Raw genomic sequence first — 13,835 nt, 5'->3', positions numbered from 1 at the left:
CACGAAACCGAACAACGAAGGAGACGAGCATGAGACGACGCACCCTGGCTCGCGCAGCCGCGCTGGCCGCCCTGGGCTCCACGCTGGCGCTGCCGGCCCTTGCGCAATCGCGCGACAAGGTCGTGCTGCTGCTGAACTGGTACGTGTACAGCGAGCACGCGCCCTTCTTCATCGGCAAGGAGCGCGGCTTCTACGAGGCCGAGAACATCGACCTGGAGATCCAGGAGGGCCGCGGCTCGGCGGTGTCGATCCAGGCGGTGGCGGCGGGTTCGGCCACTTTCGGCTACGTCGACGTGCCGACGATGGTGAAGGCAGCGGCCAAGGGCGCGCCGGTGAAGGCGGTGGGCGTCGCGCTGCAGGTGAGCCCGATGTCGGTGATGGGCTTCTCCGAGAAGGGCGTGAAGACCGCGAAGGACATCGCCGGCAAGACCGTCGCGATGACGCCCGGCGATTCGATGAGCCAGATCTGGCCGCTGTTCCTGAAGAAGACCGGGCTGCAGGAAAGCCAGTTCAAGACCGTCTCGGGCGATGCGCAGACCAAGCTGAACGCAGTGATCAACGGCCAGGCCGACCTGCTGCTCGGCTACGTGATGGACCAGAACATCAAGCTGCAGGATGCGACGAAGAAGCCGGTGCAGGTGGTGCGCTTCGCCGACTACGGCGTCAACCTGATCAGCTCCGGCATCGTCGCCCACAAGGACACGCTGTCCGCCAAGTCCGACCTGGTGAAACGCTTCCTGCGCGCCACCACGCGCGCGCTCGAAGAGGCCGAGAAGAACCCCGAGGCCGCGGTCGACGCGACGCTGAAGGCGAACCCGAAGTCGGGCCAGCGCGACACCATGCTCGCGGGCCTGAAGCTGACGACGGCGCTGTACCACACCGACGAGACGCGGGCGCTGCGGCCGCTGCGGGTGTCGATGAAGAACGTCGGCGAATCGCTGGACCTGCTGGTGCAGTACGGCGGCATGGACCCGGCCACCCGCGGCAAGCCGGAAGACTTCGTCTCGCTGGATTACCTGCCGTGATGTGCGGCCGATGAGCGCCGTGCTGAAACCCGTCGAGTCGGCCGCGCCGGCGCCTGTGCTGATCGAGGCGCGCGGGCTGCACAAGACCTACCGCACGCAGGACGGCGACGTCGAGACGCTGCGCCCGCTCGACCTGTCGATCCGCGCCGGCGAGTTCGTCTCGGTGGTCGGGCCGTCGGGCTGCGGCAAGAGCACGTTGATGAAGCTGGTGGCAGGGCTGCTGCCGGCCAGCGGCGGCGAGTTGACGCTGTCCGGCCGCGCGGTGCACGGCCCGCAGACCGACGTCGGCATCGTGTTCCAGAACGCGCTGCTGCTGCCGTGGCGGCGCGTCATCGACAACATCCTGCTGCAGGCCGAGATCCGCGGCCTGCCGATGGCGGCGGCCCGCGAGCGCGCGCAGCAGCTGATCGAGATGGCCGGGCTGCGCGGCTTCGAGAACAAGTACCCGTGGCAGCTGTCGGGCGGCATGCAGCAGCGCGTGGCGATCCTGCGCGCGCTGCTGCACGACCCGCCGGTGCTGCTGATGGACGAGCCCTTCGGCGCGCTCGACGCGATGACGCGCGAGCGCATGAACCTCGAGCTGCAGCGCATCTGGGGCGCCTCCGGCAAGACGGTGCTGCTGATCACGCACAGCATCCCGGAGGCGATCTTCCTGTCCGACAGGGTGTTCGTGATGACCGAGCGGCCGGGCGCCATCGCCGCGGTGTACGACATCGCGCTGCCGCGGCCGCGCTCGCTCGACGTGATGGGCAGCGAGGCCTTCGCCGCGTACGCGAAGACGCTGCGCGCGCACTTCTACGCGCAGGGGTCGCTCGATGCGCATTGAAGGCATCCTGCTGGTCGTGCGCGCGGTCGACTGCGGCGTGCGGCCGGTGGCGCTGCGCCTGCCGTTCCGCTTCGGCGCGGTCACGCTGTACCGCTGCCCGCAGCTCTTCGTGCGCGTCACCGTCGAAGTGGCCGGCCGCGGCAGCTGGCAGGGCCATGCGGCCGAACTGATGGTGCCGAAGTGGTTCGACAAGCGCGCCGGCTTCTCGCATGCGCAGAACGTCGAGCACCTGGCCGGCGCGGTCGAACGCACGGTGCAGGCCTATGCCGGCGACGCATCGGCCAGCGCGTTCGAGCTGTTCCAGCGCCATGCGGCCGCGCTGGCCGACGCCGGCCGCCACGCCGGGGCGACCGAGCTGTCGAGCGCCTTCGGCCAGGCCGTGGTCGACCGCGCGGTGATCGACGCGCTGTGCCAGGCGCTCGGCCTGTCGGTGTTCGATGCGGTCGCGCGCAATGCGATCGGCCTGCAGCCGAGCGCGTTGCTGCCCGACCTGCGCGGCTTCGACTGGAACGGCTGGCTGCCAACGCTGGTGCCGCGGCCCCACATCGAGGCCCGTCACACCGTCGGCATGCTCGATGCGCTGCAGGCGCTGCCCGAAGACGCCGGCCCGCTGCCGGTGAGCCTGCCGGCGGTGATCGCGCGCTACGGGCACCGGGTGTTCAAGATCAAGCTCGGCGGCGATCCGCAAGCCGATGCGCAACGCCTCGGCGAGGTGCTGGCGGTGCTCGGCCGCGATGCGCCCGGCCACCGCTACACGCTGGACGGCAACGAGCAGTACGGCGACACCGCCGCGCTGCTCGACCTGTTCGCGCGGCTGGCCGCCCTGCCCGCGTACGCCGCGCGGCCCGATGCGCTGCTGTACCTCGAACAGCCGCTGCCGCGCGACCGCTCGTTCGACGGCGCACTGCCGGCGCTCCCCTGCCCCTTGCTGATGGACGAGGCCGACGGCACGCTGGACGCCTTCGTGCGCGGCCGCGACGCCGGCTGGCACGGCGTGTCGAGCAAGGGCTGCAAGGGCTTCTACAAATCGCTGGTCAACCGCGCGCGCTGCGAACGCTGGAACCAGGCCGCGCAGCGCGACGGCCAGCCGCCCGCGTGGTTCATGTCGGCCGAGGACCTGACCTGCCAGGCCGGCCTCTCAGTGCAGCAGGACCTGGCGCTGGCCGCGCTGCTCGGCCTGGCGCATGCAGAGCGCAACGGCCACCACTACGCCGACGGCTTCGGCGCCGCGCCAGCGGCCGAACGCCAGGCCTTCGTGCAGGCCCATCCCGACCTGTACGACGCCGACGGCCGCCTGCGCATCGCCGGCGGCCGCCTCGATCTCCATTCGCTGGCCGGCCCCGGCTACGCCCACGCGGCCACGCCGGACTGGTTGGCGATGCAGCCGCTGTCGCAGGCGACCACTTTCGTCTGACGCAAGGACCCCCATGGCCACCCAACGACTCGGTCTGATCATGCACGGCGTCACCGGCCGCATGGGCATGAACCAGCACCTGATCCGCTCGATCGTCGCGATCCGCAACCAGGGCGGTGTGGTGCTCGCCAACGGCGACCGGCTGATGCCCGACCCGGTGCTGATCGGCCGCGACGCCGGCAAGATCGAGACGCTCGCGAAGGCGCACGGCATCGCGCGCTGGGGCACCAACCTCGACAGCGCGATGGCCGACCGCAACGACACGGTGTTCTTCGATGCCGGCACGACGCAGATGCGCCCGACGCTGCTGGCGCAGGCGATCCGCGCCGGCAAGCACGTCTACTGCGAGAAGCCGATCGCGACCAACCTTTCGGAGGCGCTGGAGGTGTGCCGCCTCGCGCAGCAGGCCGGCGTGAAGCACGGCGCGGTGCAGGACAAGCTGTTCCTGCCCGGGCTGCGCAAGCTCGACATGTTGAAGCGCGCCGGCTTCTTCGGCCGCATCCTGTCGGTGCGCATCGAGTTCGGCTACTGGGTGTTCGAGGGCGACCTGCAGCCGATCCAGCGGCCGTCGTGGAACTACCGGCAGGAAGACGGCGGCGGCATCATCCTCGACATGGTCTGCCACTGGCGCTACGTGCTGGACAACCTGTTCGGCGAGGTGCAGGCCGTGTCGTGCCTGGGCACCACGCACATCCCGGAGCGCTTCGACGAAGCCGGCAAGCCGTACCGCGCGACCGCCGACGATGCCGCCTACGCGACCTTCCAGCTGGCCGGCGGCGTGATCGCACAGGTCAACAGCTCGTGGGTGACGCGCGTGCGGCGCGACGACCTGGTCACCTTCCACGTCGACGGCACGCACGGCTCGGCGGTGGCCGGTCTGACCGACTGCCGCAGCCAGGCGCGCGTGAACACGCCGCGCCCGGTGTGGAACCCCGACACGCGCCAGACCATGCCGTTCATCGAGCAGTGGCAGGAGGTGCCCGACACCCAGCCCTACGACAACGGCTTCAAGCTGCAGTGGGAGCAGTTCCTGCGCCACGTGGCCGAGGACGCGCCGTACCGCTTCACGCTGCCCGAAGGGGCCAAGGGCGTGCAGCTGGTGGAGGCGGCGCTGAAAAGCTGGAAGGAACGGCGCTGGGTCGACGTGCCGGCGCTGGCGCTCTGACGATGACGACGCGGGGGACTGCGATGAGCCTGACACTGAACCTGCCGCAACCCGACGGCCGCCTCGCGCGCTACACGCTGTCGGCGCGCGAGGCCTGGCGCGCACCGGCCGAGCCGGCCTTCAACCGCATCGCGTACTCGGCGGCGCACGTGGTGGCCGATCCGCTCGCGCCGATCGACCCGTGGCTGCAGTGCGCGATCGACTGGGACCGCACCATCGCCTGTCGCCAGCGCCTGTGGCGCATGGGCCTGGGCGTGGCCGAGGCGATGGACACCGCGCAGCGCGGCATGGGGCTGGACTGGCCGACCTCGCTCGAGCTGGTCGCGCGCTCGCTCGATGCGGCACGCGACGTGCCCGGCGCGCGCATCGCGAGCGGTTGCGGCACCGACCAGCTCGCGCCCGACGCGGCGCGCAACGTCGACGACGTGATCCGTGCCTACGAGGAGCAGATGGCCGCGATCGAGAAGCTGGGCGGCCGGCTGATCCTGATGGCCAGCCGCGCGCTGGCCCGCGTGGCGCGCGGCCCGGACGACTACCTGCACGCCTACGGCCGCCTGCTGCGCCAGGCCCGCGAGCCGGTGATCCTGCACTGGCTGGGCGACATGTTCGACCCGGCGCTGGCCGGCTACTGGGGCAGCGCCGACGTGGACCGCGCGATGGACACCGCGCTGGCAGTGATCGAAGCGAACCCGGCGCAGGTCGACGGCATCAAGATCTCGCTGCTCGACAAGGACCGCGAGATCGCGATGCGGCGCCGCCTGCCGCCCGGCGTGCGCATGTACACCGGCGACGATTTCAACTACGCGGAGCTGATCGCCGGCGATGAGGTCGGCAGCGCGCCGTCGCAGCGGCAGAGCGACGCGCTGCTCGGCATCTTCGACGCGATCGCGCCGGCCGCGAGCGCGGCGCTGGCGGCGCTGGCGCTGAACGACCGCAGCCGCTTCCACGCGATCCTCGCGCCGACGGTGCCGCTGTCGCGCCACATCTTCAAGGCGCCGACGCGCTTCTACAAGACCGGCGTGGTCTTCATGGCGTGGATCAACGGGCACCAGGACCATTTCGCGATGGTCGGCGGGCAGCAGAGTACGCGTTCGCTGCCGCACCTGGCCGAGTTGCTGCGGCTGGCGGACCAGGCCGGGCTGATCGAGCAGCCGGAGCTGGCGGCCCGGCGCATGCGGCATCTGCTGGGCCTGCATGGCGTGGACGCCTGACGAGACTTGACATGAGGGACTTCAGCGCCGACCACCGCTGGCTGTCGATCAACACCGCGACGGTGCGGGCGCAATGGCCGCTCGACCGCATCGTGCTGGAGTGCGCGACCCGGGGCATTCGCGCGATCTCGCCGTGGCGCGACCAGGTGGCCGCGGCCGGGCTCGACAAGATCGCCGGGCTGGTGCGCGACACCGGCATCGAGCTGTCGGGCTATTGCCGCGGCGGCATGTTCCCGGCGGCCGATGCCGTGGGTCGGCAGCGCGCGCTCGACGACAACCGGCGCGCCGTCGACGAGGCCGTGGCGCTGAACGCGCGCTGCCTGGTGCTGGTGGTGGGCGGGCTGCCGGGCGCGCTGTCGGGCCAGGCCGCGCACAAGGACCTCGGCGCAGCGCGGGCCGAGGTGCACGACGGCATCGCGGCGACGCTGGAGCATTCGCGCCGCGCCGGCATGCCGCTCGCGATCGAGCCGCTGCACCCGATGTACGCGGCCGACCGCGCCTGCGTCAACACGATGGAGCAGGCGCTGGACCTGTGCGATGCGCTCGACCCCGGCCGCAGCGGCGCGCTCGGCGTGGCGCTCGACGTGTACCACGTGTGGTGGGATCCGAAGCTGCAGTCGCAGATCGAACGTGCCGGCCGCGAGCGGCTGCTGGCCTTTCATGTGTGCGACTGGCGCGTGCCGACGCGCGACCTGCTGAACGACCGCGCGATGATGGGCGACGGCGTGATCGACATCCCGCGCATCCGCGGCTGGGTCGAAGACGCCGGCTACGCGGGCTACAGCGAGGTGGAGATCTTCTCCAGCGAGGATTGGTGGAAGCGGCCGGGCGGGGAGGTGCTGGACACCTGCATCGTGCGGCACCGCAGCGCCATTTGATGCTCAGTTCAAGGCGAACTGAACGATCTGCTCTCGTGATCTTTCATCAACCGGTTCGACGCCCAACTGAGTGAGTTCCGAACAGATTTCCTGGAACGCCAGGTACCGCTTCACGTCGGTTTCAGGAGGCCCCGCCACCGCGAACAGAACGTCCTGGGGCAACAGATCCCTCTCTCGAAGGCGCTTGACCTTGGTCACCCACGAATCACCGTGATCGTAGATGCTGTTCGGTTCACCCTGCGCCAGATTGAACGGCTTGATCACCTTGTGCAGCACCTGTCCCCGACGCTGGACGAAGGGGAATCGCGCATGAACCTCATCGTTGCCAATTCGCTCTTCACGGAACGGCTCCGGCAAATTCAGGCTGCCCAGCAAGTCGGTCAGTTGCCTGGTGAGCGTCCGTTCCGCGTACTCCGGCGTGACGAATGCGTGATCGACATAGTCGTCGAACAAGCGTTTCAGCTCCGCTTCAGGCGAGCTTGCAAGCACGGCTCGTGCCGTGCCAAACCGAATGATGGCCTCTCGCGGATGAACCAATGCATCGAAGACCTCTCGGACGTGCTCGGCCCGCTGCCGGCCTGAGGCGCCTTCGATCAGCGTGCGAATCCGGTTCAGTTCCCCTTGGATGGCCTGAACTGCCGTCAGGTAGACGTTTCGTGGCAGGTCATCGAAGAAGGCCGTGACGCGAGCGTACTTGCGAGTCTGCAACGAGAACCCGAAATACCCGGTCACCGGGCAGGCCAGCACGACGCCGATGTTGGCAAACTCACCCGTCTGGCTGTAGGGCATGAATTGAACAACGGCGTAGCGACACGCAAACTTCGTCATTCAGTCCTCCATAGCTCAGGGGTGGCACATCGGGCCAAAGTGGCCAAGGCATCCTCGGGATCGAAGTTGGACGGAACGTCCATCTCGGCGTTCGCCCAACTCCACTCTGGAGGCGCATTATTGCAGGCCCATCGTGCGACAGGCATGACCTCGTTCATCTGCTGCCGCAACGCGTCTCGCAGAAACAAGTCGTTGGCAATGACGGGCCACTGGGACGCGAAGATGTGAAGGTCCAGGAACTTGGCCGCGTCGAAGTCCCGATCAAACGCCAGGTTGTGATCGATCATCACGAGCTTCTTGTGATTCGCATCCCAAAGCAGGTTGGTGTTTGCCGCGAGGCGATCCATGTTGCGGATCCACCAGTCGAACCACAGCACCCGTTGCTGCAGGGCGGGAGGGACCTGATCCAGCAATGCCACCTCGAACCAGATCGAAGCATCGTGATGTCTCGATCCGAAGGCCGGCAGGCAGCCGACGCATTGCCACGATCGAGGCAGCTCTGCCAGCAGCGCTTCGTCGATCTGCACCAGGCTGAACGGGGGCAACGGTAGTCCCAATGCACTGGCAAGGTGTGCTGCGATCCACTCTCGCCAGAGGCTGGCTCGATCGGTTTGCTGACCCTTGACATAGTAGAGAGCCCCGTCTTCAGCCCGACATCTGAAGGGGATGGTTCTGCCCTGGTCACTGGGCCCGAGAACTTCGACGATCTGTAGGACTGCTGGCGGCTCCTCTGGCATGACGCTCCTCGACATCGACCGAGACTTGACACGACGTTCGGGCGCTTCAACCCCAGGTCGGCCTCTGACAGGCGGGCCATTCTGAGCCGCACCGGTCGGGTGGTGTCAAATCTTGCCAATCATGTCGAGCGTTGGCGACGGGTCAGCGTTGGTGCTCAGGCCGCCACCAGTACCGTCCGGCGAACCCGCCGCACATTGAACGCACTGGCGATCAGCACGCCCTGCACCACCGCGATCCCGAGCCACACCTGCGCCGGCCGGTGCAAATCCATCAGCGTGCCGAACAGCAGTGGCGCGATCGCCTGGCCGATGTCCAGCCCCGAGTAGACGACGCCGTAGACGCGGCCGGTCGCGTTGTCGGGCGCCGAGCGCTTGACGATCAGGTCGCGCGACGGCCCGGCGATGCCCGCCGCGAACCCCATCGCACCGAACAGCACCGGCACCGCCAGCGCCGGGATCGCCGCGAAGCCGAGCACCAGCGCGATCGCCGCGGCCACGCCGAAGCCGGCCCCGACAATGCGCTCGCAGCGCGCCGGGTCGGTCACCAGGAAGCCGCCGACCACCATGCCGCCGGCACTGCACACCATGTAGACCGTCAGGCAGATCGCAGCCAGCTGCGTCGGCACGTCATGCAGCAGGCGGGCCGCCTCGGGCGCGAAGGCCTGCACGCCGCTCAGCGCCATTGCATAGAAAAAGAAGAACGCGAAGCACATCCAGACCGCCGGGATCTGCAGGAAGTCGAGGCTGCCGCCGCCCGGCTGCGCGGCAGACGCCTTCGCCGGCACCCCCGTGTCGAGCGCCAGCTTCTCGCGGTTGAACCACAGCACCACCAGCACCGTGAACGCCAGCACGCCGGCACAGGCCAGCGCCACTCGCCACGAGTACGCCAGCGTCAGCGGCACCAGCATGGCCGGGGCCAGCGCCCAGCCCAGGCTGCCGGTGATGCCGTGCACGCTGAAGGCGTGGCCGAGCCGCGACGGGTGCACCTTGCGGTTCAGCAGCGTGAAATCGACCGGGTGGAACACCCCGTTGCCGATGCCGGCCAGCACCGAGAACGCCGCCAGCATCCACCAACTGGTGCTGATTGAGAACCCGAACGCCGCCAGCCCGAGCAGCGCCAGCCCGCCGAACAGGATCGGCCGCGGCCCGAAGCGGTCGACCACGAAGCCCGACAACGCCTGCGTGATGCACGAGACGACGAAGAAGATCGACATCAGCAGCCCGAGCTCGGCATAGCCGACGTTGAAGGCATCCTTCAGCCACGGGAACAGCGGCGCCAGCAGCAGCTGGCTGAAGTGACTGATGCTGTGCGCCAGGCCGACGAGGCCGATGACGGTGGCGTCCTTGCGCAATGCGGGTGCCGGGGCGGCCAGGGTGTTCATGCGGGTTCTGCAGGTGAAATCGAGCCCCGATGGTAGGCAGTGACGGCGCGGCCGGATTGCGATAGCCTGTCAATCCTTGTCGAGATCCTGCCAACCATGCTTACCCCACCGATCGGCCCGCTGACGCCGCACCTCTACACGCCGACGCCGCAGCGCCCGCTGCGTGCGAAGAAGCACCACCTGAGCACCGACACCCGGGTCGTGCCGCACGACCACCCGTGGGCGCAGGTCGCGCTGTCGTCGACCGGCGTCGTGCGGCTGACGATGGAGCACGGCACCTACCTCGTGCCGCCGTCGCGTGCGCTGTGGATCCCGGCCGGCATGGAGCACGCCGTCAGCGTCGTCGAAGACGCCGACCTGCGCACGCTGTACCTGCTGCAGCCGCGCGGGCGCAGCGGCCCGGGCGTTGCGCCGGCCGGGCAGGCGCCGTGGCGGCAGTGCCGGGTGCTCGAGGTCTCGGAGCTGCTGCGCGCGCTGGTGCTCGAGATGAACGTGCTGCCCGACGGCGGCCCGCCGCTCGACCACGACACGCTGCAGCGCGAGCAGCGGCTGAGCGCGCTGATCCTCGACGAACTGCGCCGTGCACGCCCGGTGCGGCTGGGCGTCGACCTGCCCACCGACAAGCGGCTGCGCACGCTCTGCGAGGCGGTGCTCGACGATCCGACACGCCATGCCACGCTCGACGGCTGGGCGCGCGACACCGGCGCCAGCCCGCGCACCGTCGCGCGGCTGTTCCGCCAGGAACTCGGCACCACCTTCGTGCAATGGCGCCAGCAGGTGCTGCTGGCCAAGGCCTTGTCGATGGCGGCGCGCAAGCAGCCGATGGGCGTGATCGCCGCCGAGCTGGGCTACGCGAGCGCGAGCGCCTTCAGCGCGATGGTGCGCCGCTCGGTCGGCGCGCCGCCGAGCCGATTCTTCAGCTAGGGCAACCCCTTCCCCCGCAAGGGGGTAGTCAATTTGGGGATGGCCGGATGCGCCCCTCCCCCTAGACTGGACGGCATCAACTGCCGGGAGCACCCCATGTTGTCATCGCTGTTCGGAGACCTGCGCGGCGATCAACCCGGGGATCGCAAGCCAGGTTTCGCCGCCACCTCGATCATGGAGAGCATCGCCACCGAGGTGAACGACCAGGGGCAGATGGTCGACCGCCACCTGCGCGACCTGGTCGTCACCGGCTCGTCGGCCCAGGCGATCCGCGAGCACTTCGCCGCCACCCGCGCCGACCTGGAAACCGCCACCCGCCACATCGCGCTGCACGACCCGACCGGCGTCTGGGCAAGTGCCGTCGTGAAGGCGCTGTCGGACGCCAGCGGCCGGCCGATCGAGCGGCTGCACCTGCGCGAACACACCACGCTGCGCACGCTCGCGATGATCGAGCGCACGACGCTGGAGCGGCGCGACGAAGGCCTGCTGCGCATCTACCACGCCGACGTGCGCGCGCCGGGTCCCGACAACGCCGCGATCCCGGTCGCGCTGATGGAGCGCAGCCACATGACCGCGGTGATCGTCGGCGCGATGCAGCCGCATGCGATCGACGGCATGCTCAACACGCTGTACGACGCCGTGAACCAGCCCGGCTGGCGCTGCCCGACGCTGCTCTTCATGCTGCCGCCGAACGGCGTGTGGATCGCCAACAAGATCGGCATGATCCAGTGGCCGCAGCGGCTCAAGGTGCAGGTGCTGAACGAATCGCTGTCGAGCGCGTCGGCGGTGTGGAATGCGCTGCTGGGCCAGTGGAACCGCGTGAAGACCGAGCCGGTCTGGGGCCCGCCGCCGGTCGCCGCGCTCGCGTCGGTGCAGGGGCCGGACGGCTTCCCGATCAAGGTCGCCGACCTCGATGCGGCCGCGGCGGCCGGAGCCGCCGAGTCGTCGCTGCGGAGCAGCGCCGTCACGAAGGCGCCGGTGCGCGCGGTGCTCGACCCGCAGCGCGCGGCGCACGCGCTCGACGCCATGCTGCAGGTCGACGGCCTGCTGGGCTGCGCGGTCGTCGACACCGCGACCGGCCTGGTCGTCACGCAGAAGGTGCGCGAGGAGCACCCGGTCGACATCGACCTCGCGGCTGCTGCCTGCACCCAGGTGCTGCGCGTGCACGACCGCCACGCGCGCGACATGGGCCTGACCGATGCGGTGCACGAGATCATGACCAGCACGCCGACGCGCCACCACCTGATCCGTTCGCTGTCGCGGCACGGCGGGCTGTTCATTTTCGCGCTGCTCGACAAGCAGCGCAGCAACCTGGCGCTGGCGCGCTACAAGCTGATGGAGGCAGAACAAAGCCTGTCCTGAAAAGGGTTGCGGGGCTTCGATAACATGCGGGGATGAGCCAAGAAGTTCTCTTCGACTACCCGCTGCAAGACGCAGCCGGCGCCACCTGCACCGCCCACGCCTGGGCCAAGGTGCCCGAACCGCTGACGCCCGCCGGCCGCGCCGACCACAAGGCCCGCGCGAAGGCGCTGCTGGCCCAGCACGACGCGGTGCTGGTCGCCCACTACTACGTCGACGGCGACCTGCAGGACCTGGCGCTGGAAACCGGCGGCCTGGTCGCCGATTCGCTCGAGATGGCGCGCTTCGGCCGCGACCACCCGAGCAAGACGCTGGTCGTCGCCGGCGTGCGCTTCATGGGCGAGACCGCGAAGATCCTGAGCCCCGGCAAGCGCGTGCTGATGCCCGACCTCGACGCGACCTGCTCGCTCGACCTCGGCTGCCCGCCCGACGACTTCGCGCGCTTCTGCGACGCCCACCCCGACCGCAAGGTCGTCGTCTATGCCAACACCAGCGCCGCCGTGAAGGCGCGCGCCGACTGGATGGTCACCAGCTCCTGTGCGCTCGCGATCGTGCGGCACCTGAAGGATCGCGGCGAAAAGGTGCTGTGGGCGCCCGACCGCCACCTCGGCCGCTACATCCAGGAAGAAACCGGCGCCGACATGCTGATGTGGAACGGCGCCTGCATCGTGCACGACGAGTTCAAGGGCCTGGAGCTCGACCTGCTGAAGGCCGAGTACCCCGGCGCGAAGGTGCTGGTGCACCCGGAATCGCCGAAATCGGTGGTCGAGCAGGCCGACATGGTCGGCTCCACCTCGCAGCTGCTGAACGCCGTGCTGCAGATGGACGCCAAGCACTTCATCATCGCGACCGACAACGGCATCCTGCACCGCATGCGCCAGCTCGCGCCCGACAAGATCCTGATCGAGGCGCCCACCGCCGGCAGCAGCGCCACCTGCAAGAGCTGCGCGCACTGCCCGTGGATGGCGATGAACGCGCTGCAAGGCGTCGTCGCCTGCCTGGAACACGGCAGCGGCGAGATCCACGTCGACGAGCCGGTGCGCAGCCAGGCGCTCGGCTGCATCGACCGCATGCTCGACTTCGTCAAGGCCAACCCATCGAGCACGCAGAAGCTCGGCATGGTCAAGAACATCGGTGCCGCATGATGATCGCCTTCGAGTTCAACGAGACGCTGGAACAGGCCCGCACCCGCAACATCCGCGATGCGCTGGCCGAAGACATCGGCCGCGGCGACTGGACCGCGCAGCTCGTGCCGGCCGGGCGCCGCGTGCGCGCCCGCGTGCTGGTGCGCGAAGACGCGGTGCTGTGCGGCCGCGACTGGTTCGACGGCTGCGTGCGCGCGCTCGATGCGCAGGCCGCGATCGACTGGCATGTCGACGAAGGCGCGCGCATGGCACCCGACACGCTGGTCTGCCACATCGAGGCCGACGCGCGCGCGTTGCTGTCGGCCGAGCGGCCGGCGCTGAACTTCCTGCAGCTGCTGTCGGCCACCGCCAGCGTCACGCGCCGCCATGTCGACGCGATCGCCGGCGCGTCGCCGAACCCGCGCGGCTGCGCGATCCTCGACACCCGCAAGACGCTGCCCGGGCTGCGGCTCGCGCAGAAGTACGCGGTGCGCATCGGCGGCGGGCAGAACCAGCGGCTCGCGCTGTGGCACGGCATCCTGATCAAGGAGAACCACATCGCGGCGGCCGGCGGCGTGGCGGCTGCGTTGCGCAATGCGCAGGCGCTGCAATCGGGCGTCGACATCCAGATCGAGGTCGAAGGCATCGCGCAACTGCGCGAGGCGCTGGAGGCCGGCGCGGTCAGCGTGCTGCTCGACAACTTCGACGAGGCGCTGATGCGCGAGGCGGTGGCGGTGACGGCCGGCCGCGCGCTGCTCGAGGTCTCGGGCAACGTGCAGCTCGACCAGGTGCGGCGCATCGCCGAGACCGGCGTCGACCGCATCTCGATCGGCCGGCTGACGAAGGACGTGCGCGCCACCGACTACTCGATGCGGGTGCTCGAGCGGATCTGACTGCGGGTGAGAGTCGCCGTCGGCGCGGACTTTTGCCGCACTCTCGGGATGGCCGGCGCGGCCCGCACT

13 protein-coding genes are annotated in these 13,835 nt (G+C 69.5%); 10 read left to right on the top strand and 3 right to left on the bottom strand.

Annotated features, from left to right (window positions below; genetic code table 11):
* Window positions 1-29 precede the first annotated feature (29 nt).
* The 6 genes from BUE42_RS12185 to BUE42_RS12160 are packed head-to-tail and all read left to right on the top strand — an operon-like array spanning window position 30 to window position 6,519.
* Window positions 30-1,025, top strand: coding sequence for an ABC transporter substrate-binding protein (locus tag BUE42_RS12185; RefSeq protein ID WP_073465362.1), 996 nt, complete (start codon window positions 30-32; stop codon window positions 1,023-1,025).
* Between the two features lie 10 nt (window positions 1,026-1,035).
* Complete coding sequence (locus BUE42_RS12180; RefSeq protein ID WP_073465361.1) at window positions 1,036-1,851, top strand: ABC transporter ATP-binding protein; 816 nt, start codon at window positions 1,036-1,038, stop codon at window positions 1,849-1,851.
* Window positions 1,841-3,265, top strand: a complete 1,425-nt coding sequence (locus BUE42_RS12175) for an enolase-like domain-containing protein (protein WP_073465360.1) — start codon at window positions 1,841-1,843, stop codon at window positions 3,263-3,265. Before BUE42_RS12180 ends, BUE42_RS12175 begins: the two co-directional genes overlap by 11 nt.
* Before the next feature lie 13 nt (window positions 3,266-3,278).
* Window positions 3,279-4,430, top strand: coding sequence for a Gfo/Idh/MocA family protein (locus BUE42_RS12170; RefSeq protein ID WP_073465359.1), 1,152 nt, complete (start codon window positions 3,279-3,281; stop codon window positions 4,428-4,430).
* Window positions 4,431-4,453: 23 nt separating this feature from the next.
* Window positions 4,454-5,641: a dihydrodipicolinate synthase family protein gene (locus tag BUE42_RS12165; protein WP_073465358.1), complete on the top strand. Its 1,188-nt coding sequence runs from the start codon at window positions 4,454-4,456 to the stop codon at window positions 5,639-5,641.
* An 11-nt stretch (window positions 5,642-5,652) separates the two neighbouring features.
* Window positions 5,653-6,519, top strand: coding sequence for a sugar phosphate isomerase/epimerase family protein (locus BUE42_RS12160; protein ID WP_073465357.1), 867 nt, complete (start codon window positions 5,653-5,655; stop codon window positions 6,517-6,519).
* A gap of 3 nt (window positions 6,520-6,522) precedes the next feature.
* Here BUE42_RS12160 and BUE42_RS12155 read toward each other — a convergent pair whose 3' ends face one another.
* The 3 genes from BUE42_RS12155 to BUE42_RS12145 all read right to left on the bottom strand — a co-directional run bounded on the left by BUE42_RS12155 (window position 6,523) and on the right by BUE42_RS12145 (window position 9,466).
* Window positions 6,523-7,347 carry a DUF3037 domain-containing protein gene (locus tag BUE42_RS12155; protein WP_073465356.1) on the bottom strand — a complete coding sequence of 275 codons (825 nt, stop codon included), beginning with the start codon at window positions 7,345-7,347 and terminating at the stop codon, window positions 6,523-6,525.
* Window positions 7,344-8,084: a HipA family kinase gene (locus tag BUE42_RS12150; RefSeq protein WP_073465407.1), complete on the bottom strand. Its 741-nt coding sequence runs from the start codon at window positions 8,082-8,084 to the stop codon at window positions 7,344-7,346. The genes BUE42_RS12155 and BUE42_RS12150 overlap by 4 nt, the downstream gene beginning before the upstream one ends.
* 155 nt (window positions 8,085-8,239) lie before the next feature.
* Window positions 8,240-9,466 (bottom strand): MFS transporter, encoded by a 1,227-nt coding sequence (locus BUE42_RS12145; protein WP_073465355.1) that lies wholly within the window; start codon window positions 9,464-9,466, stop codon window positions 8,240-8,242.
* A 96-nt stretch (window positions 9,467-9,562) separates the two neighbouring features.
* Here BUE42_RS12145 and BUE42_RS12140 point away from each other — a divergent pair, with 96 nt between their 5' ends.
* From BUE42_RS12140 to nadC, 4 genes are all read left to right on the top strand, one after another.
* On the top strand, window positions 9,563-10,390 hold the full coding sequence (locus tag BUE42_RS12140) for an AraC family transcriptional regulator (RefSeq protein WP_083614088.1): 828 nt from the start codon (window positions 9,563-9,565) through the stop codon (window positions 10,388-10,390).
* A gap of 96 nt (window positions 10,391-10,486) precedes the next feature.
* Window positions 10,487-11,752 (top strand): roadblock/LC7 domain-containing protein, encoded by a 1,266-nt coding sequence (locus tag BUE42_RS31585; protein WP_083614087.1) that lies wholly within the window; start codon window positions 10,487-10,489, stop codon window positions 11,750-11,752.
* 32 nt (window positions 11,753-11,784) lie between these two features.
* Window positions 11,785-12,894, top strand: coding sequence for a quinolinate synthase NadA (gene nadA / locus BUE42_RS12130; RefSeq protein ID WP_073465354.1), 1,110 nt, complete (start codon window positions 11,785-11,787; stop codon window positions 12,892-12,894).
* Window positions 12,894-13,766 (top strand): carboxylating nicotinate-nucleotide diphosphorylase, encoded by an 873-nt coding sequence (gene nadC / locus BUE42_RS12125; RefSeq protein WP_073465404.1) that lies wholly within the window; start codon window positions 12,894-12,896, stop codon window positions 13,764-13,766. Before nadA ends, nadC begins: the two co-directional genes overlap by 1 nt.
* Window positions 13,767-13,835 lie beyond the last annotated feature (69 nt).

This window comes from Rhizobacter sp. OV335 (assembly GCF_900142965.1).
Classification (GTDB): Bacteria; Pseudomonadota; Gammaproteobacteria; order Burkholderiales; family Burkholderiaceae_C; genus Rhizobacter.
Note: the sequence above shows the minus strand (reverse complement) of the source record. Positions and strands in the feature narration are given on the sequence as shown.

What these genes read in the sequence shown, in the direction of transcription:
- BUE42_RS12185 (WP_073465362.1), top strand. Translation starts at nt 30, where the DNA reads ATGAGACGACGCACCCTGGCTCGCGCAGCCGCGCTGGCCGCCCTGGGC.
- BUE42_RS12180 (WP_073465361.1), top strand. Translation starts at nt 1,036, where the DNA reads ATGAGCGCCGTGCTGAAACCCGTCGAGTCGGCCGCGCCGGCGCCTGTG.
- BUE42_RS12175 (WP_073465360.1), top strand. Translation starts at nt 1,841, where the DNA reads ATGCGCATTGAAGGCATCCTGCTGGTCGTGCGCGCGGTCGACTGCGGC.
- BUE42_RS12170 (WP_073465359.1), top strand. Translation starts at nt 3,279, where the DNA reads ATGGCCACCCAACGACTCGGTCTGATCATGCACGGCGTCACCGGCCGC.
- BUE42_RS12165 (WP_073465358.1), top strand. Translation starts at nt 4,454, where the DNA reads ATGAGCCTGACACTGAACCTGCCGCAACCCGACGGCCGCCTCGCGCGC.
- BUE42_RS12160 (WP_073465357.1), top strand. Translation starts at nt 5,653, where the DNA reads ATGAGGGACTTCAGCGCCGACCACCGCTGGCTGTCGATCAACACCGCG.
- BUE42_RS12155 (WP_073465356.1), bottom strand. Translation starts at nt 7,347, where the DNA reads ATGACGAAGTTTGCGTGTCGCTACGCCGTTGTTCAATTCATGCCCTAC.
- BUE42_RS12150 (WP_073465407.1), bottom strand. Translation starts at nt 8,084, where the DNA reads ATGCCAGAGGAGCCGCCAGCAGTCCTACAGATCGTCGAAGTTCTCGGG.
- BUE42_RS12145 (WP_073465355.1), bottom strand. Translation starts at nt 9,466, where the DNA reads ATGAACACCCTGGCCGCCCCGGCACCCGCATTGCGCAAGGACGCCACC.
- BUE42_RS12140 (WP_083614088.1), top strand. Translation starts at nt 9,563, where the DNA reads ATGCTTACCCCACCGATCGGCCCGCTGACGCCGCACCTCTACACGCCG.
- BUE42_RS31585 (WP_083614087.1), top strand. Translation starts at nt 10,487, where the DNA reads ATGTTGTCATCGCTGTTCGGAGACCTGCGCGGCGATCAACCCGGGGAT.
- nadA (WP_073465354.1), top strand. Translation starts at nt 11,785, where the DNA reads ATGAGCCAAGAAGTTCTCTTCGACTACCCGCTGCAAGACGCAGCCGGC.
- nadC (WP_073465404.1), top strand. Translation starts at nt 12,894, where the DNA reads ATGATCGCCTTCGAGTTCAACGAGACGCTGGAACAGGCCCGCACCCGC.